Origin of the sequence: Cupriavidus sp. IK-TO18 (assembly GCF_015549295.1) — a bacterium.
GTDB classification, from domain to species: domain Bacteria; phylum Pseudomonadota; class Gammaproteobacteria; order Burkholderiales; family Burkholderiaceae; genus Cupriavidus; species Cupriavidus oxalaticus_A.
This window is the reverse complement of the sequence record NZ_JADGMP010000040.1, coordinates 1-16,493: the sequence shown is the minus strand read 5'-3', so window position 1 is coordinate 16,493 and position 16,493 is coordinate 1. Positions and strand designations below refer to the sequence as shown.

Genomic DNA, 16,493 nt, shown 5'->3' with positions numbered 1-16,493 from the left:
ACGGCCGGGTTCAGCCGGCCTGCACCAGCTCGTCCACCAGCGCGCGCATGCAGCGCCAGTGCGAGCCTTCCCAGAATACCCGCCGGCACTGGTCGCAGGTGACGAAGCTGCGGTGGCGCTCGAGCACGCCGTCTGGCACCCGCCCGGCCGCGGCGGCCGCTTCCAGCGCGTGCAGCGGCACGTTGCAGTCCAGGCACAGCGAGAACGGCCGCGCGCTGCGCGCCAGGTCGAGCCGCGCGAAGATCTCGCGCACCTGCTGGCGCGGCTTGAGCGCCCGCACATAGCAGCCGTGCGTGATGCCGCGGCGCTTGAGCAGTTCACGGTCGCGCGTCAGCACGATGCGGCCTTCGTCGACCGCAATGCGCTCGATCTCGCTGTCCTCGAAGTGGTTGTCGTAGAGGGTGTCGAAGCCGGTCATGCGCAGCAGGTGCGCCAGTCCGCCCAGATGCGCGTCGGCAACGAAATGCGTCGCGCGCAGCGGATGTTCGCGCACGCGCAGCAGCGGCGTGACGTCGAGGCGTTCGAACTTGGGATAGACCGAGACCCGGTCGCCGTCCCGCAGCTGGCGCTCGAAACCGGAGGATTCGCCGTTGACCAGGATCAGCTCGACTTCGGTGTGCGGCACGCCCAGCGCCTCGATCATGTGCTTGACGGTCGCGGCGCGCGCGCACGCGCAGGGCAGGTCACGCCGGCGCTGGTCCGGCGCGAGGAAGTCGTTCAGTTCCTCGTAGAAGCGGAAGGTGGCGGTGACCATGGGGCGAGTATGGCACCGATTTGCCGTGTTAGTACGCTGGTGGCACCACGGACGCATGCAGCAGGCTCCCCTCTCCCCATGAGGGGAGAGGGGGAACACCTTGCCTGGCAAGATCGAGCCGCTTTGGAGCACCCAAAACCGCTCTCTTCTTCAGCGGGTTCCTTACAGCTTCAGCCGCTGCCAGATCGCCTTGGTCGCGGCGGCCGCGTTGAGCGTGTAGAAATGCAGCCCCGGCACGCCCGCGGCGAGCAGCCGCTCGCACAGCGCGGTGACCACGTCCAGCCCGAAGGCGCGGATCGATTCTCGGTCGTCGCCGAAGCTCTCCAGCCGCTTGGCCACCCAGCGCGGCACTTCGGCGCCGCACATCTCGGAGAATCGCATCAGCTGCGAGTAGTTGGTGATCGGCATGATGCCCGGCACGATCGGCACTTCCACGCCCTGCGCGCGCACGTCGTCGACAAAGCGGAAGTACGCGTCGGCGTTGTAGAAGTACTGCGTGATCGCCGAGTCGGCACCGGCCTTGACCTTGCGCACGAAGTTGTCGAGGTCATGGCGCGGCGACTTCGCCTGCGGGTGGTACTCCGGGTACGCTGCGACTTCGATATTGAACCAGTCGCCGGTCTCGGCACGGATGAACTCCACCAGCTCGTTGGCGTAGCGGAACTCGCCGATCTCGCCCATGCCCGACGGCATGTCCCCGCGCAGCGCGACGATATGGCGGATGCCGCCTTCGCGGTACTGCTGCAGGATTGCGCGGATGCTCTCGCGCGACGAGCCCACGCACGACAGGTGCGGCGCGGCCTCGATGCCTTCGCGCTGGATCTCCAGCACGGCGTCGAGCGTGCCCTGCTGGGTGGTGCCGCCGGCGCCGAACGTCACCGAGATGTACTTGGGCTTGAGCGGAGCCAGCTGCGCGCGCGTGTTGCGCAGCTTTTCCAGGCCCTCCGCCGTCTTGGGCGGGAAGAATTCAAAGCTGAAGTAGCGGTCTTGCATGATGGTGGCGCGTCGCGTTGGCGCGGCGCGCGAAATAAGGTCAGTCGTCGCGGTTGCCCAGCAGCAGGCTGGACAGCAGCCACGAGATCACGCTGTACAGGATGGAGCCCAGCAAGGCCGCCCAGAAGCCGCCGACCGTGAAGCCCGACAGCAGGTTGCCGACAAACAGGAACAGCAGCGCGTTGATGACGAAGATAAACAGCCCCAGCGTCAGCAGCGTGACCGGCAGCGTCAGGATCACCAGGATCGGACGGATCAGCGTGTTGACCAGGCCCAGCACCAGCGCCGCCAGCATCGCCGAGCCGAAGCTCTTGATGTGGATCGACGGGATGATGTACGGCAGCACGAACAGCGCAACGGCGTTGATGATCCAGACGACCAGTAGTCTCATGACGGCTCCTTGGTTGGCTCAATGGCGGGATTGCTCCCTCTCCCGCAAGCGGAAGAGGGGAGTTGCTACCTCACTGCGCGCATCAATAGCGGTAGTGATCCGCCTTGTACGGGCCTTCCTTCTTCACGCCGATATAAGCGGCCTGCTGCTCGGTCAGCTCGGTCAGCTGCGCGTTCAGCTTGCGCAGCTGCAGGCGCGCGACCTTCTCGTCCAGGTGCTTGGGCAGCGTGTAGACGCCGACCGGGTACTTGCCGCTGTCGCGTTCCTGCCAGAGCTCGATCTGGGCGATGGTCTGGTTGGCGAACGAGCTGCTCATCACGTACGACGGGTGGCCGGTGGCGCAGCCCAGGTTCACCAGGCGGCCCTTGGCCAGGATGATCAGCTTCTTCCCGTCCGGGAACTTCACGTGGTCGACCTGCGGCTTGATCTCGTCCCACTCGTACTTCTCGATCGAGGCGATGTCGATCTCGTTGTCGAAGTGGCCGATGTTGCAGACGATGGCCTGGTCCTTCATCTTGGCCATGTGCTCATGCGTGATGACGTGGTAGTTGCCGGTGCAGGTGACGAAGATATCGCCATGCTCGGCGGCGTAGTCCATGGTCACCACGCGATAGCCTTCCATCGCGGCCTGCAGCGCGCAGATCGGGTCGATCTCGGTGACCCACACCTGCGCCGACAGCGCGCGCAGCGCCTGCGCGCTGCCCTTGCCCACGTCGCCGTAGCCGGCCACGATGGCGATCTTGCCGGCGATCATCACGTCCGTGGCGCGCTTGATGCCGTCGACCAGCGATTCGCGGCAGCCGTACAGGTTGTCGAACTTGCTCTTGGTGACGGAGTCGTTGACGTTGATCGCCGGAAAGCGCAGCTCGCCCTTCTGGGCCATCTGGTACAGGCGATGCACGCCGGTGGTGGTTTCCTCGGTCACGCCGCGGATGGCTGCCAGGTTGCGGCTGTACCAGCTCGGGTCCTTCGCCAGCTTTTCCTTGATCGCGGCGAACAGGTAGGTTTCTTCCTCGCTGCCCGGGTTGGCGATCAGCGACTGGTCCTTCTCGGCGCGCGCGCCCAGGTGCAGCAGCAGCGTGGCATCACCGCCGTCGTCGAGGATCATGTTCGGGGTGCCACCGTCGGCCCAGTCGAAGATGCGGTGCGTGAAGTCCCAGTATTCCTTCAGCGATTCGCCCTTGAAGGCGAACACCGGCGTGCCGCCCGCGGCGATGGCGGCGGCGGCGTGGTCCTGCGTCGAGAAGATGTTGCACGAGGCCCAGCGCACGTCGGCGCCCAGCGCCTGGAGCGTCTCGATCAGCACGGCGGTCTGGATCGTCATATGCAGCGAGCCGGCGATGCGCGCGCCCTTGAGCGGCTGCGCGGCGGCGAATTCGTCGCGGATCGCCATCAGGCCGGGCATTTCGGTCTCGGCAATGGCGATTTCCTTGCGGCCCCAGCCGGCCAGGTTGATATCGGCGACGAGGTAGTCTTGCTTCAGGTCGGTCACGGCGTTCATCTTTCACTCCGGTGAAGAGTGGCACGCAGGTGACGAGATCGGGAAATCGGGCGGCGGCATGGCAGCGGGCACATGCGCAGCGGGCGGATAGGTCGACTCGCCTCCGTGCGAAACCACGGATCAGCGAGCGCCGTTGAAGACAGTCCGAGCCTGGCGGATGCATGGGGTAGCACTTTTGCCTACCGCATCCGTTGCAACGCTCCTCGGAGTGGCGGTATTGTAGCGTGCCCGGCCGCCTTGCGCACCGGCCCTCCTTGATTTCCTCACAGATGATCCCAACGCCACCCCGCACCCTGACCATCGCCGGCTCCGACTCCGGCGGCGGCGCCGGCATCCAGGCCGACCTGAAGACTTTCTCCGCGCTGGGCTGCTTCGGCATGAGCGCGATCACTGCGATCACCGCGCAGAACACGCTTGGCGTGACCGGCGTGCATGCGATCCCGGCCGACATGGTGGCGGCGCAGATCGACGCGGTGGCCGGCGATATCGGCGTGGACGCGGCCAAGACCGGCATGCTGGGCACCGCCGCCATCGTCGAGGCCGTGGCCGCGGCGGCGGACCGGCATGGCATCCGCAAGCTGGTGGTGGACCCGGTGATGATCTCGACCTCGGGCGCGACGCTGTCCGACGACGCCACCACGCAGGCCATGGTGCGGCTGCTGTTCCCGCGCGCGCTGCTGGTCACGCCCAACCTGCCCGAGGCCTCCTACCTGCTGGGCCGCAGGATTGCGCGCCGCGCCGACATGGAACAGGCCGCCGCCGACCTGATCGCGATGGGCTGCCCGGCCGTGCTGCTCAAGGGCGGCCACCTGGAAGACGATGGCGCGGCCGGCATTGCCGGCGGGCTGGACGACCTGCTGATGCTCGAGGACGGCACTGTGCGCGTGTTCACGCATCCACGCGTCGATACCCGCAACCTGCACGGCACCGGCTGCACGCTGGCAGCGGCCATCGCATCGCAGCTGGCGCGTGGCGATGCGCTGGAAGATGCCGCGGGCAAGGCGCTGGACTATGTGGCGCAGGCCATCGCGGCCGGCGCGGGACTGCGGCTTGGCAGCGGCAACGGCCCGCTGAACCACGCCTTCGCGCCGCGCGCGCTGGGTTGAGCGCCAGATGCAGAGGCTCACCCATATCGATCTGCGCAGCGATCCCGACGCCGCCTTCTACCTCAAGCATGAAGTCGTCGACGTTGCATTCGCCACCGAGGCTGGCGAGCTGGTCAGCCGCGAAGGCCCCAACCGCTACCAGCCCGGCGATGCGCTGATCACCAGCCGCACCGGCGACCGCTGGTGCGTGTCGCGCGACCGCTTCGACCCCAAGTACGACGCCATCCCGCCGCTGGTGCACGGCCAGGACGGCGCCTATCGCAACAAGCCGATCCCGGTGCTGGCGCGCGAGATGCACGAGGCCTTCAGCATCGAACGCAGCGCCGGCGGCGACGTGCTGCACGGCAAGCCGGGCGACTGGCTGATGCAATACGCGCCCGGCGACTATGGCATCACCGAGCGCGCGAGGTTCGAACAGGTGTACCGGCCGCTGCAGGACTGAGCGGCCGGGTTTTTCGGGCAGGTTCAGGCAGGGATCAGTTGCCGCCGCTGGACAGCGGCACCAGCTTGAACGCCGCCCGCGCCACGCACACCACGGTGCCGGCCGCATCCTTCACTTCGCCTTCGCAGAAGGCGATGCGCGCGCCGCGGCGCAGGCAGCGCGCTTCCAGCGTCAGCTCGCCGCGCGCGGCGGCAAGGAAGTGGGTCGACATGTCGATGGTGATCACGCCCGTTTCCGTGGGCGCATGCGAGCGCGCCGCCCCGCTGAGCGTGAAGTCCAGCGTCGCCATCAGCGTGCCGCCGTGCACGTCGCCGCGGCTGTTCACCAGCTGCGGGTGCGCCGGCAGGCGCGTGCGGCAGTAGCCCTCCTCGATCACCTCCGGCTGCAGGCCGAAATAGCGCATCAGCGGGACATCGATGCCGAAATAGGGCTTCTCAGGCGTGCCGGGAGCGGCGGGAATGATCTCGGGGAGCTGGGTCGACATGGTGCGCGATGCGGGATGGTTGGCGGGGAATGCTGCCCGACATCATAGCGGCGGGGTCCGCTTCGGTTCCCGCGGCTGGGCGAATGTCGCACAAATCTTGGCGACGCGATGCCCCTCACCAGGTGCGGTGTGCTCCCCTCTATCAAGGAGAGGGGAGCACACCGCCGGACACACTCTGCACGTGATCGCGCGCTCAGCCGGTCGGGAACAGGCTGACGAGATGCGCCACCGCGGCCGGCACGTCGTCGGCCTCGGTAACGGCGCGCACCACTGCGGCACTGCCGACACCCACGGCGAGCACTTCGCGCATATTCGTGGCATTGACGCCGCCGATGCCGACCAGCGACGGGATCACCGGCTGCATCAGCTTTGCATATGCGCGGAAACGGCCCATGCCTTGCGGCTGGGTCGGCATCACCTTGGTCGTGGTCGGGAAGATCGCGCCCAGCGCCAGGTAGCTCGGACGGATCGCCGCGACGCGCAGCATCTCGGCGTAACCGTGCGTGGATATGCCCAGCCGCAGCCCGGACGCACGGATCGCGTCGAGGTCGGCGTCGTCGAGGTCTTCCTGGCCGAGGTGGATGCCGTAGATGCCGCTCTGCGCGCCATTGGCGGCGTGGTAGTCGATCGCCGCCTGCCAGTGGTCGTTGATGAACAGGCGCGACGACGAGCCCTGCATGGCCCTGGCCGCGCGCGCGATCTCGGCGCGCACCGCGGCGGGATCGTCGGACTTGAAGCGCAACTGCACCGTCGGCACGTTCAGCGGCGCCAGGCGCTCGATCCATTCCGCGCTCGGCACGACCACGTACAGGCCCAGCGCGGGGCACGGCGCGAACGGCTCGACGGCCTGCTCCGGCGCCACCAGCGCGACATGGCGCACGTGCGGGAAACGCGCGAAATCCGTCGGCCAGTCGGCCGAGCCCGGCGCCCAGGCGCGCGCCAGCGCCAGCGCATCATGCGCGGGGAAATGCAGCGACAGGCTCGCCAGCAGTACCGCGACGAACGCTGCCGAATGCGGCTGGTCGCTGTCCGCGGCAACCGAGAACACCCAGGTGCCCATCGGCGAGCGCACCGTGTCGATCCACCGGCCGCCCTCGCGGTCGGTCTCGATCAGCGTGGCGCCGCTGGCGGCGACGCGCGCAATGGCTTCTTCGGTGGCTTCGCCGTCGGACAGCAGCACATCGTGCGCGCCGGGATGCTCAGGCGCGTCTTCCAGGCGCCAGGCCTGCCACGGCTTGTCGTCGATGCCGAAGGTCTCGCCATAATGCTCCAGCACTGCCGCACGCAGCGGACCGTCGCTGGGAACGTGGACGGGGCGGCGGGTCATGCGCGCTGCTCCCGCTGCTCCGCCTCCGCATGCCAGAACGGCATGCCGACCACCGGCGTGCTGGCCTGCGCCACCTCGCGCTCGGGCATCGGGCCGGCCAGGTACGCGGTGCGGCCCGCTTCCACGGCCTGCGCGAACGCGCGCGCCATGTTGACGGGGTAGGCGGCCTGCGCCACCGCGGTGTTGAGCAGCACGCCGTCGTAGCCCCACTCCAGCACCTGCGCCGCGTGCGACGGCAGGCCCAGGCCGGCATCGACGATCAGCGGCGTATCCGGCAGGCGCTCGCGCAGCACGCGCATCGCATGCGGATTCACCGCGCCCCGGCCGGTGCCGATCGGCGCGGCCCACGGCATCAGCGCCTGGCAGCCGACGTCGAGCAGCCGGCGGCACAGCACCAGGTCCTCGGTACAGTAGGGCAGCACCTTGAAGCCTTCCTTGATCAGGGTCTCGGCCACAGCGGGCAGGTTGAGCGTGTCGGGCTGCAGCGTGTAGTCGTCGCCGATCAGTTCGAGCTTGATCCACGGTGTCTCGAATACTTCGCGCGCCATCATCGCGGTGGTGATGACCTCCTGCGCGGTGAAGCAGCCGGCGGTGTTGGGCAGCACCGGCACGTTCAGCGCCTTGAGCATCTGCCAGAACGCCTGGCCGCCCTCGCCGTCGCCCACCGCGCCCTGGCGGCGCAGCGCGACGGTGATCATGGCCGGCGCGCAGGCCTGCACGGCCGCTTCAAGCGTGGCCGGCGACGGATAGCGCGCGGTGCCCAGCAGCAGGCGCGAGCCGAACGACTCGCCATACAGCACGAACGGGTCGCGCAGGGTTTCGGAAGGTTCGAATGTCATGGGGTCAGCCTCCCGTCACGGGTTGCACGAGGTCGATGCGGTCGCCGGCCGCAAGAGGGGTGTTGGCATGCGCGGCGCGCGGCACGAACTGGCCGTTGACCGCCGCGGCAAAAGGGGGCGCGATCTTCGCCACGACCACCGCATCCGCCAGTGTGGCGGATTCGGCAAGGGCGAGAGGTCGGCCGTTGAGCAGGATTTCCATGTCAGTCTTGCGTTAGTGCAGCAGCCCGGTGCGCGCGTGCAGCGTTGCGGCCGGCGCTTCCGTCACTGCCTCGATCATGCCGGGCCAGCGCAGCGCGGCAGGCACTGCATGGGCGGCAGGATCGCCCTTGAGCAACGCGCCCACGACCGCGCACGCGGCCTCGGTCACCGCCGGCGCGATCAGGAAGCCGTGGCGGTACAGGCCGTTGACGCGCACCACGCGCGCCTGCTGGTCGACGCGGATCGCCGGCAGGTGGTCGGGCCGCGTGGGGCGGCGCTGCACGTTCAGTTCCAGCACGCGCGCCTCGCCGAAAGCGGGATGCAGCGAATGCGCCGCCGACAGCAGCTCCAGCGCGGAACGCACGCTCATCGGCGAATCGTCCTCGCTTTCCAGTTCGGTCGCGCCGATCACGTACAGGTCGTTGGGCTTGGGAGCAATATAGATCGGGTAGCGCGGATGCAGCAGCCGCACCGGCCGGTGCAGCTTCACGTCGGGCGCATGCACGCGCACCACTTCGCCGCGCAGCCCGCGCAGTCCGGGCGCGCTGCCGCCGGGCTGCGACGGCCACGCCGCGCGCGCGCCCAGGCCGCGGCAATCCAGCACCACGTCGGCGCGGATGCCCAGCGCCGGCAGCGTGTCGGCTTCTACCTCGCCGGCTTCCCAGACACAATGCACGCCCTCGCTGACCGCGCACGACAGCAGCGCGCGCAGCACGCCGCGGTTGTCGAGCTGGCCCTCGCCGGCCAGCAGCAGCCCCTGCGGGAAGCGGCCCGCCAGCGCCGGCTCGACTTCGCCCACGCCCTTGCCGTCCAGCGCCCGCAGCCGCTGCGACACCAGCTCGGGCGGCGCCACCGCGCGCATGCGGCTGGTGAACAGCGACATCTCGCCGCGGTCGCGCGCATGCCAGACCACCAGCGTGCCGTCCTCCTGGAAGAACACCGGCTCCGGCAACTCGGCCAGCCACGCCCGCCACAGGTCGACGCTGGCGATGCCCAGATCGACGATGCGGCGCTCGGCGATGGCCGATTCCGCCAGCGGCGCCAGCATGGCCGCGGCCACGTAGGCGGCCGAACCCGCGCCGTCCGGCCCGGCGCGCTCCACCAGCGCCACGCGGGCGCCGCTGCGCACCAGTTGCCAGGCAGCCAGGCGGCCGGCAAGTCCGGCCCCAAGGATGGCGACGTCAAACGACTGTACTGCTGTCATGAGGGATGTTGTGCCGGCGCATGGGCATGCGGGCATGCCGCCGCGCCGGCCTCCTTGTTGTCTGTGCCGCCGCGCGGGGCGCTGCGCGGCGGCGGAACATGCGCGGGCATGGTTGCGAGGCCATGCCCGTACTGCCGTTGCCTTACGAGTAGATCTTGCTGCCCTTCTTCAGGAACTCGATCGACTTTTCTTCCATGCCCTGCTGCGCTTCCTTGGGCAGCGATGCCGCGTAGTCGCGCACTTCCTGCGTGATCTTCATCGAGCAGAACTTCGGCCCGCACATCGAGCAGAAGTGGGCGATCTTGGCGCCTTCTGCCGGCAGCGTGGCGTCGTGGTACGAACGCGCGCGTTCCGGGTCCAGGCCGAGGTTGAACTGGTCTTCCCAGCGGAACTCGAAGCGTGCCTTGGACAGCGCGTTGTCGCGCAGCTGTGCGCCCGGCCAGCCCTTGGCAAGATCCGCGGCGTGGGCAGCGATCTTGTAGGTGATGATGCCTTCGCGCACGTCTTCCTTGTCCGGCAGGCCCAGGTGCTCCTTGGGCGTGACGTAGCACAGCATGGCCGTGCCCATCCAGCCGATATTGGCCGCGCCAATGCCGCTGGTGATGTGGTCGTAGCCGGGGGCGATGTCGGTCACCAGCGGTCCAAGGGTGTAGAACGGCGCCTCGTAGCAATGCTTGAGTTCTTCGTCCATATTGGCCTGGATGCGCTGCAGCGGCACGTGGCCCGGGCCTTCGATCATCACCTGCACGTCGTGCTTCCACGCCTTGGCGGTCAGCTCGCCCAGCGTGCGCAGCTCGCCGAACTGGGCATCGTCGTTGGAGTCGGCGATGCAGCCCGGACGCAGGCCGTCGCCGAGGCTGAACGACACGTCGTACGCCTTCATGATCTCGCAGATCTCGTCGAAGTGCGTGTACAGGAAGTTTTCCTTGTGGTGCGCCAGGCACCACTTGGCCATGATCGAACCGCCACGCGAGACGATGCCGGTGACGCGGTCGGCGGTCAGCGGCACGTAGCGCAGCAGCACGCCGGCGTGGATGGTGAAATAGTCCACGCCCTGCTCGGCCTGCTCGATCAGCGTGTCGCGGAACATCTCCCAGGTCAGGTCCTCGGCGATGCCGCCGGTCTTGTCCAGCGCCTGGTAGATCGGCACCGTGCCGATGGGCACCGGCGAGTTGCGCAGGATCCACTCACGGGTTTCGTGGATGTGCTTGCCGGTCGACAGGTCCATGATGGTGTCTGCGCCCCAGCGGATCGACCACACCATCTTTTCCACTTCCTCGGCCAGCGACGAGGTCACGGCGGAGTTACCCAGGTTGCCGTTGATCTTGACGCGGAAATTGCGCCCGATCGCCATCGGCTCCAGCTCGGTGTGGTTGATGTTGGCGGGAATGATCGCGCGGCCCGAGGCGATCTCCTGGCGCACGAATTCCGGCGTGATGTCTTCCGGACGCAGCGGCAGGCCGGCGCCCAGCGCGTTGCCGGGGTGCTGGCGCAGCAGCGCCTTGTATTCGGGCTTGTCGTACAGCGCCTGCAGGTTCAGCGATTCGCGCAGCGCCACGTACTCCATTTCAGGCGTGATGATGCCCTTGCGCGCATAGTGCATCTGCGACACATTGGCACCGGCCTTGGCGCGGCGCGGGTTGGTCAGCTGGGCAAAGCGCAGGTGCGCGGTGGCCGGGTCGTTGGCGCGGTCGCGGCCGTATTCCGACGACAGGCCGGGAAGCACTTCGGTGTCGCCGCGCTCTTCGATCCACTTGGCGCGCACCGCCGGCAGGCCGGCCTTCAGGTCGATATGCACGTCCGGGTCGCTGTACGGGCCCGAGGTGTCGTACACCGGGATCGGCGGGTTGGGCATCTCGCCCTTCTCGGTGCGCGTGGAGGTCTGCAGGATCGTGCGCAGCGGCACGCGGATATCCGGGCGGCTGCCGGTCAGGTAGGTCTTGCTGGAAGCCGGGTAGGCAAATTTCTGGTCGAGGTCGCTCTCGAGCGATTCGAAGGAAGCAGCGGGGGCAGTACGGGCCATGGGTGTCGTCCTCTCTCTTGCGGGGTGGACGAAACCAGGAGCCCTGTGAGCGCTGCCGGCGGCGTGGTGGCCTGGGCGGCGAGTCCCGGAGGGACTAGAGGCTTGGTCTTGCTGAAACTTCCCACGCCGGTACTAACCGGATCGGGTTCGAAGGGACTCTCTCAGCCGCACGGCCCATCCGTACGGCACCCCTGTTTCATCCAACGGGGTGAATTTAAGCACAGAGCACCGGTGGGCGCCAGTGCCAGTTCCCCGTCGTTTGTGGTGCCACACCTGTGCGCATAGGTATCGAATCGCGCATGGTGCAGCGCAAAAACAGGCATCAAGCGGCCGAGCATGCACTCAAACGCGTGTCAGGTGCTCTACCATGCAAAGCAAACGGCAAGCATCGAACCGATCCAGGAGACCTCCCAAAATGACCGACGCCGCCACGCATCGTGTCTTCAACCAGGTGCCGGACCTTGCGCACTACAACCTCTTCGGCTGCGATCCCATCGTCCGCGCCGCGCTGGAGCGGCTTGGCGGCGGCTGGCATGCCGAGGCGCTGGGGCAGTTCGGCGCGCGGCTGGGCGAGCCGGAAGTGCAGCAATGGGCCGCCGACGCCAACCGCCATACGCCCGAGCTGCACACGCACAGCCGCACCGGCGAGCGCATCGATTCCGTGGAATTCCACCCAAGCTGGCACGCACTGCTGTCGCTGCTGCGCAGCCAGCAATTGCAGGCCCTGCCCTTCGCGCTGCCGCGCGCGGGCGTGTGGAGCGCGCGCACCGCGGGCTACTTCCTGCAGGCGCAGGTTGAGTCCGGCTCGCTGTGCCCGCCCACCATGACCCTCGCCAGCATTCCGGTGCTGCGCAAGGAAACCGCGCTGTTCGCCGAGCTGGAGCCGCGCCTGTATGCGAGCGAGCATGATGCGCGCGACCTGCCCTGGCGCGAGAAGACCGCGATCATGATCGGCATGGGCATGACGGAGAAACAGGGCGGCTCGGACGTGCGCGCCAACACCACCGTGGCGCGCGCCGTGCGTGGCGAAGGCCGCGGCGCGGAATACGTGCTGACCGGGCACAAGTGGTTCTTCTCGGCGCCGATGTGCGACGCGCACCTGGTGGTGGCGCGCATGGGCGCCGAAGACGGCCCGCTGTCGTGCTTCTTCGTGCCGCGCTTCCGCGACGACGGCAGCAAGAACCCGATCCAGATCCAGCGCCTGAAGGACAAGCTCGGCAACCGCTCCAACTCCAGCAGCGAGGTCGAGTTCCGCGACGCGACCGGCATCCTGATCGGCGAGGAAGGACGCGGCATCCCCACCATCATCGAGATGGCGACCAATACGCGGCTCGACTGCGTGATCGGCAGCTCGGCCATCCTGCGCGCGGCCTTCGTGCAGGCGCTGCACCATACGCGCCACCGCAGCGCCTTCGGCCGCCTGCTGGCCGACCAGCCGCTGATGCGCAATGTGCTGGCGGACCTGGCGCTGGAATCCGAAGCGGCCTCGCTGCTGATGATGGAACTGGGCCACGCCTTCGAGCACGCCGAGGGCGACAACCCCGACCCGCTCGCCGCCGCGTGGAAGCGGGTGGTCACGCCCGCGGCCAAGTTCTGGATCTGCAAGCGCGCCATCGAGGCCACCGGCGAGGCGATGGAAGTCTGGGGCGGCAACGGCTACGTCGAAGAAAGCCCGATGGCGCGGCTGTACCGCGAAGCGCCGGTCAACTCGATCTGGGAAGGCTCGGGCAACATCATGTGCCTGGACGTGCTGCGCGCGATCCAGCGCAACCCCGACGACGGCGCGCGCCTGCTGCAGGACCTGCAGCGCCGCGCCGGCGGCCATCCAGCGGTGCGCGCCGAGCTGGCATCGCTGCAGGCGCTGCTGCGCGAAGCGCCGGAGCACCTGGAGGCCAACGCGCGCCGCTTTGCGCAGGGGCTGGTGCTGACCACGCAGGCGGCGCTGATGCTGGCGCATGCCGATGCGGAGAATGCGGAGCTGTTTGTCGCCAGCCGGCTTGGGCGCCAGCATGGACGCGTGTTCGGCACGCTGGATGCGGAGGCCGAATTGCTGAAGCGCGTGGCATCGCGCGGCTTCGAAGGCTAGCCGCGCAGACCCGGCGCTTGCGTCACGCCTCCATCGACTCCAGCACGCGCAGCATCACCCGCGGCGCGTAGCGGATCAGGTCATGCGCGCGTTCGCCGATCATGATCGCGGGCGCGTTGATGTTGCCACCGACCAGCGTCGGCATGACCGAGGCATCGACCACGCGCAGCCCTTCCACGCCGCGCACGCGCAACTGCGGGTCGACCACCGCCAGCGCGTCCATGCCCATGCGGCAGGTGCCCACGGGGTGATAGATGGTGTCGGCACGTGCGCGGATCATCTCGCGCACGTCGGCATCGTCGCTGCCGTCGGCGCGCAGGTGCGCGGAGTACAGCTCGCGCCCGCCGTAGCTGGCCAGCTGCGGCTGCGCGAAGATCCGGCGCACGATGCGCACGCCGGCAACCATGTCGTCGAGGTCGCGCACATCGTTGAGGTAGCGCGGGTCGATCAGCGGCGCCTCGCGGATATCGGCCGATGCCAGCCGCACCTCGCCGCGGCTGCGCGGACGCAGCACGCATACGTGGCAGGAGTAGCCGTGGCCGAAGTTGAGCCGGCGCATGTGGTTGTCGGCCATGCCGACGACGAAATGCAGCTGCAGGTCGGGCTCGGCCAGTTCGGGGCGGCTGCGTATGAAGCCGCCGGCCTCGGCGAAGTTGCTCGACAGCATGCCGGTGCGTTCGCGCCGGTAGCGCAGCATTTCCGACAGCAGGGTCATGAAGCCGCTGAACGACACGCCGAACAACTCGGGCGCCGCCACGCGCTTGTGCAGGATGATGTCGAGATGGTCCTGCAGGTTGGCGCCCACGCCGGGCAGGTCGTGGACCACGTCGATGCCAAGCTCGCGCAGCTGCGCCGCCGGTCCCACGCCGGACACCAGCAGCAATTGCGGCGAGCCGAAGGTGCCGGCGCAAACGATCACGTCGCGCCGTGTGCGCAGAAGTTGCTGGCGGCCGTCGCGCGCGACCAGCACGCCGGCCGCATGGCGGCCCTCGAAGACGATGCGCAGGGCCTGTGTGCCGGTCAGCACCTGCAGCCGCGCGCGCCCGCCGTTGCAGGCCTTGTCGCGCGTGTTGCCGCCGTGCAGGTAGGCGCGCGCCGCGTTCCAGCGCTCGCCCGCATGCTGCGTGACCTGGTACCAGCCCACGCCCTCCTGCTCTTCGCCGTTGAAGTCATCGTTGCGCAGGTAGCCCGCCTGCTGCGCGGCCTCGATAAAGCGCTCGGCGAAGGGATTTGGCGTGCGCAGGTCCGATACATGGAGCGGGCCGCTGCCGCCATGCAGCGGATCGTCGTCGCTGCCGGCCAGGCGCTCATTGCATTCCGCACGGCGGAAATACGGCAGCACGTCGTCCCATGACCAGCCGTCGCAGCCTGCGGCGGCCCAGTCGTCGTAGTCGGCGGGCCGTCCGCGCGTGTAGATCATCGCGTTGATCGACGAGCAGCCGCCCAGGCCGCGTCCGCGCGGCTGGTAGCCCCGCCGGCCATTCAGTCCCGGCTGCGGCACGGTCTCGTAGGCATAGTTGCGTGCGCTGGCGCGCGGCAGCATGGCGGCGCACGCGGCGGGTGTGCGTACCAGCACATGGTGGTCGTGCTGGCCGGCCTCGACCAGGGCAATGGTGTCGTCCCCGCTGTCGGCCAGCCTTCCGGCCAGCGCACAGCCCGCCGATCCCGCGCCGACGATGACGTAGTCGTAGGTGGTTTCCATCTGTCTCCCCGCATGTCCGCAGGCGGCGAGAGTCAGCCGGGCCAGCGGATGGCAAGCCGTGAAATTCAGTGTAGGCGCTAGCCTGAGCGGGGGTGAAGGGTTGCGGCGTGCCGGCGTTGGTGGTCCGGGCGGGCGGTTGTCATGCCGATGGAGGAACAGGCATCAATGGCCCTGGCTGGCCTTCAAGTGATGCGCGCGGCAGCCGGCGCGCCATCCCGATGCCCCGGGGTGTTGCAACCGACTGCGCGTCTGGCCTGCGGGTCAGGGCACCAGCATCGGCCGCCCGAGCATGCGCGACAGCACGGCCTCGGGCGAGTGAGTGTGGTCGGAGATCGCCTGCGGCTCAAGATAGATGGTCTGCTCCATCATCGCGCGCCCGCGCATGGCGGCGTGCAGCAACTGGTCGCTGAAGACAATCCAGGTCGAACCGGGCGGGAAATGGAATTCCTGCTGGGGCACGTCGCGCTGGTAGTCCAGGTCGGCCTTGGCCAGGTCGTGGAGCTGCAGCATGCGGTGGTCGTATTCCGAGCGCTTGCGCTTGGTGATATGCAGCAGCTTCATCAGCGCCGCCTGTCCCGGCCACATGCCGTGTGTCTTCGGCACGAACTTCTGCGCGAAATCACCGAATGGCTCGCCCACGCGCCACACGCGCGGCGCGGCCGGGTCGATGTTATGGAACACGCGCAGCAGGCGCTTGCCCAGCATCGGGTTGGAGGGGAAGGAATCGACGTGCAGGCGGGTGTCGTCCTTGCGCCAGCTGACCGGGCGGCCGGCGATCTCGCTGGGACGCAGCGAGGTGCCGGCGCGGGTCATGTGGGGAATGTATTCGGGGAACAGCGTGCGGATCAGCGACTCGCTGTTGTCGGCATAGCGGCGGATCAGCGTGTAGAGGTCGGACAGGTCCTGCTGGGTGCCCTGCGCGCCGCGCACCGCGGTGTCGTTGGCGCGGAGGTTGATGTTCTTGGATTTGCCGTCGGAATAACGGGCGTCGAGGAAGCGTTCCTCGCCGGGTTCGAAGTGGAATTTCAGGTTGGGGAAATACAGCACCGCGCCCTGCTCCAGCTCGCGGCGAAGGGTGGCGCGTTCCTCGGGGGTGACCTGGGGGGCCCAGTTGGTGTAGGGCTGTGGGCGGATCAGGTCGAGGCTGCCTCCCGACGCGGAGCGGGTCGGCGCGGTGGCATTGGAAATGGCTGGTGCTGCGGGCATGGCAGTCCTCTGGGGACGGGACCCCCGTGAAGGAATTTTGTGGTGGTTGGGATTTTACTACCTGGGTGTTTGGGTGGCGATTGGGGCGCAGGGGGCGGGGGCTTTCTGGCCTGGTGACATGCTGTTGGCTGTTTTAGCGTCTGCTGTCGCTGTTGATGACATGCTGTCGGCTGTTGAACCGCCTGCGATGATTGAACGAGCCCAGAGCTGGGCGTGGCCCCTGCTGCTGGCGTC

At 68.3% G+C, this 16,493-nt stretch carries 16 protein-coding genes and 2 riboswitches; of the genes, 4 read left to right on the top strand and 12 right to left on the bottom strand.

Annotated elements, in window-relative coordinates:
• Positions 1–10: 10 nt before the first annotated feature.
• The 4 genes from IPF36_RS29990 to ahcY all read right to left on the bottom strand — a co-directional run bounded on the left by IPF36_RS29990 (position 11) and on the right by ahcY (position 3,639).
• Entirely contained in the window at positions 11–754 is a 744-nt protein-coding gene (locus IPF36_RS29990) for a Mut7-C RNAse domain-containing protein (RefSeq protein WP_135704247.1), read from the bottom strand.
• Between the two features lie 162 nt (positions 755–916).
• A complete protein-coding gene (gene metF, locus IPF36_RS29985) occupies positions 917–1,747 on the bottom strand; it encodes a methylenetetrahydrofolate reductase [NAD(P)H] (RefSeq protein ID WP_133098173.1) in 831 nt (276 codons plus the stop codon).
• A gap of 40 nt (positions 1,748–1,787) precedes the next feature.
• Entirely contained in the window at positions 1,788–2,138 is a 351-nt protein-coding gene (locus IPF36_RS29980) for a phage holin family protein (protein ID WP_133098172.1), read from the bottom strand.
• An 82-nt stretch (positions 2,139–2,220) separates the two neighbouring features.
• Positions 2,221–3,639 (bottom strand): adenosylhomocysteinase, encoded by a 1,419-nt coding sequence (gene ahcY, locus IPF36_RS29975; protein WP_133098171.1) that lies wholly within the window; start codon positions 3,637–3,639, stop codon positions 2,221–2,223.
• A 118-nt stretch (positions 3,640–3,757) separates the two neighbouring features.
• Positions 3,758–3,850: riboswitch (S-adenosyl-L-homocysteine riboswitch) on the bottom strand.
• A gap of 58 nt (positions 3,851–3,908) precedes the next feature.
• Between ahcY and thiD the strand changes: the two genes are divergently transcribed.
• Complete coding sequence (thiD, locus tag IPF36_RS29970; RefSeq protein ID WP_167884580.1) at positions 3,909–4,745, top strand: bifunctional hydroxymethylpyrimidine kinase/phosphomethylpyrimidine kinase; 837 nt, start codon at positions 3,909–3,911, stop codon at positions 4,743–4,745.
• Positions 4,746–4,752: 7 nt separating this feature from the next.
• Positions 4,753–5,187, top strand: coding sequence for a PGDYG domain-containing protein (locus tag IPF36_RS29965; RefSeq protein WP_133098169.1), 435 nt, complete (start codon positions 4,753–4,755; stop codon positions 5,185–5,187).
• Positions 5,188–5,221: 34 nt separating this feature from the next.
• On the opposite strand, the gene IPF36_RS29960 is transcribed toward IPF36_RS29965, so the two are convergent.
• The 6 genes from IPF36_RS29960 to thiC all read right to left on the bottom strand — a co-directional run bounded on the left by IPF36_RS29960 (position 5,222) and on the right by thiC (position 11,265).
• Complete coding sequence (locus IPF36_RS29960) at positions 5,222–5,671, bottom strand: PaaI family thioesterase (protein WP_063241153.1); 450 nt, start codon at positions 5,669–5,671, stop codon at positions 5,222–5,224.
• Positions 5,672–5,864: 193 nt separating this feature from the next.
• A complete protein-coding gene (locus IPF36_RS29955) occupies positions 5,865–6,998 on the bottom strand; it encodes a thiamine phosphate synthase (RefSeq protein WP_133098168.1) in 1,134 nt (377 codons plus the stop codon).
• Positions 6,995–7,837 (bottom strand): thiazole synthase, encoded by an 843-nt coding sequence (locus tag IPF36_RS29950; protein ID WP_133098167.1) that lies wholly within the window; start codon positions 7,835–7,837, stop codon positions 6,995–6,997. Before IPF36_RS29950 ends, IPF36_RS29955 begins: the two co-directional genes overlap by 4 nt.
• A 4-nt stretch (positions 7,838–7,841) precedes the next feature.
• Positions 7,842–8,039, bottom strand: coding sequence for a sulfur carrier protein ThiS (gene thiS / locus IPF36_RS29945; RefSeq protein WP_029047356.1), 198 nt, complete (start codon positions 8,037–8,039; stop codon positions 7,842–7,844).
• Positions 8,040–8,051: 12 nt separating this feature from the next.
• The gene (locus tag IPF36_RS29940) at positions 8,052–9,242 is read right to left on the bottom strand and encodes an FAD-dependent oxidoreductase (RefSeq protein ID WP_133098166.1); all 1,191 of its coding nucleotides are present in this window, start codon (positions 9,240–9,242) and stop codon (positions 8,052–8,054) included.
• A 142-nt stretch (positions 9,243–9,384) separates the two neighbouring features.
• Positions 9,385–11,265: a phosphomethylpyrimidine synthase ThiC gene (thiC, locus tag IPF36_RS29935; RefSeq protein ID WP_133098165.1), complete on the bottom strand. Its 1,881-nt coding sequence runs from the start codon at positions 11,263–11,265 to the stop codon at positions 9,385–9,387.
• Between the two features lie 101 nt (positions 11,266–11,366).
• Positions 11,367–11,468, bottom strand: a riboswitch (TPP riboswitch).
• Between the two features lie 212 nt (positions 11,469–11,680).
• On the opposite strand from thiC, the gene IPF36_RS29930 reads away from it, so the two are divergent.
• Positions 11,681–13,351, top strand: a complete 1,671-nt coding sequence (locus tag IPF36_RS29930) for an acyl-CoA dehydrogenase family protein (RefSeq protein WP_195431838.1) — start codon at positions 11,681–11,683, stop codon at positions 13,349–13,351.
• 22 nt (positions 13,352–13,373) lie between these two features.
• Here the strand turns inward: IPF36_RS29930 and IPF36_RS29925 are convergent, their stop codons facing one another.
• Together IPF36_RS29925 and IPF36_RS29920 are read right to left on the bottom strand one after the other, a co-directional pair.
• A complete protein-coding gene (locus IPF36_RS29925) occupies positions 13,374–15,053 on the bottom strand; it encodes a GMC family oxidoreductase (protein ID WP_135704239.1) in 1,680 nt (559 codons plus the stop codon).
• Between the two features lie 261 nt (positions 15,054–15,314).
• Complete coding sequence (locus tag IPF36_RS29920; RefSeq protein ID WP_195431836.1) at positions 15,315–16,259, bottom strand: Kdo hydroxylase family protein; 945 nt, start codon at positions 16,257–16,259, stop codon at positions 15,315–15,317.
• Here IPF36_RS29920 and IPF36_RS34425 point away from each other — a divergent pair.
• Positions 16,258–16,493, top strand: a 236-nt coding sequence (locus tag IPF36_RS34425; RefSeq protein WP_218959753.1) for a hypothetical protein, incomplete at its 3' end; no start/stop codon positions are given. The genes IPF36_RS29920 and IPF36_RS34425 overlap by 2 nt on opposite strands.

Excerpts from the sequence above, each read along its gene's own strand:
- IPF36_RS29990 (WP_135704247.1), bottom strand. The coding sequence starts at position 754 with ATGGTCACCGCCACCTTCCGCTTCTACGAGGAACTGAACGACTTCCTC.
- metF (WP_133098173.1), bottom strand. The coding sequence starts at position 1,747 with ATGCAAGACCGCTACTTCAGCTTTGAATTCTTCCCGCCCAAGACGGCG.
- IPF36_RS29980 (WP_133098172.1), bottom strand. The coding sequence starts at position 2,138 with ATGAGACTACTGGTCGTCTGGATCATCAACGCCGTTGCGCTGTTCGTG.
- ahcY (WP_133098171.1), bottom strand. The coding sequence starts at position 3,639 with ATGAACGCCGTGACCGACCTGAAGCAAGACTACCTCGTCGCCGATATC.
- thiD (WP_167884580.1), top strand. The coding sequence starts at position 3,909 with ATGATCCCAACGCCACCCCGCACCCTGACCATCGCCGGCTCCGACTCC.
- IPF36_RS29965 (WP_133098169.1), top strand. The coding sequence starts at position 4,753 with ATGCAGAGGCTCACCCATATCGATCTGCGCAGCGATCCCGACGCCGCC.
- IPF36_RS29960 (WP_063241153.1), bottom strand. The coding sequence starts at position 5,671 with ATGTCGACCCAGCTCCCCGAGATCATTCCCGCCGCTCCCGGCACGCCT.
- IPF36_RS29955 (WP_133098168.1), bottom strand. The coding sequence starts at position 6,998 with ATGACCCGCCGCCCCGTCCACGTTCCCAGCGACGGTCCGCTGCGTGCG.
- IPF36_RS29950 (WP_133098167.1), bottom strand. The coding sequence starts at position 7,837 with ATGACATTCGAACCTTCCGAAACCCTGCGCGACCCGTTCGTGCTGTAT.
- thiS (WP_029047356.1), bottom strand. The coding sequence starts at position 8,039 with ATGGAAATCCTGCTCAACGGCCGACCTCTCGCCCTTGCCGAATCCGCC.
- IPF36_RS29940 (WP_133098166.1), bottom strand. The coding sequence starts at position 9,242 with ATGACAGCAGTACAGTCGTTTGACGTCGCCATCCTTGGGGCCGGACTT.
- thiC (WP_133098165.1), bottom strand. The coding sequence starts at position 11,265 with ATGGCCCGTACTGCCCCCGCTGCTTCCTTCGAATCGCTCGAGAGCGAC.
- IPF36_RS29930 (WP_195431838.1), top strand. The coding sequence starts at position 11,681 with ATGACCGACGCCGCCACGCATCGTGTCTTCAACCAGGTGCCGGACCTT.
- IPF36_RS29925 (WP_135704239.1), bottom strand. The coding sequence starts at position 15,053 with ATGGAAACCACCTACGACTACGTCATCGTCGGCGCGGGATCGGCGGGC.
- IPF36_RS29920 (WP_195431836.1), bottom strand. The coding sequence starts at position 16,259 with ATGCCCGCAGCACCAGCCATTTCCAATGCCACCGCGCCGACCCGCTCC.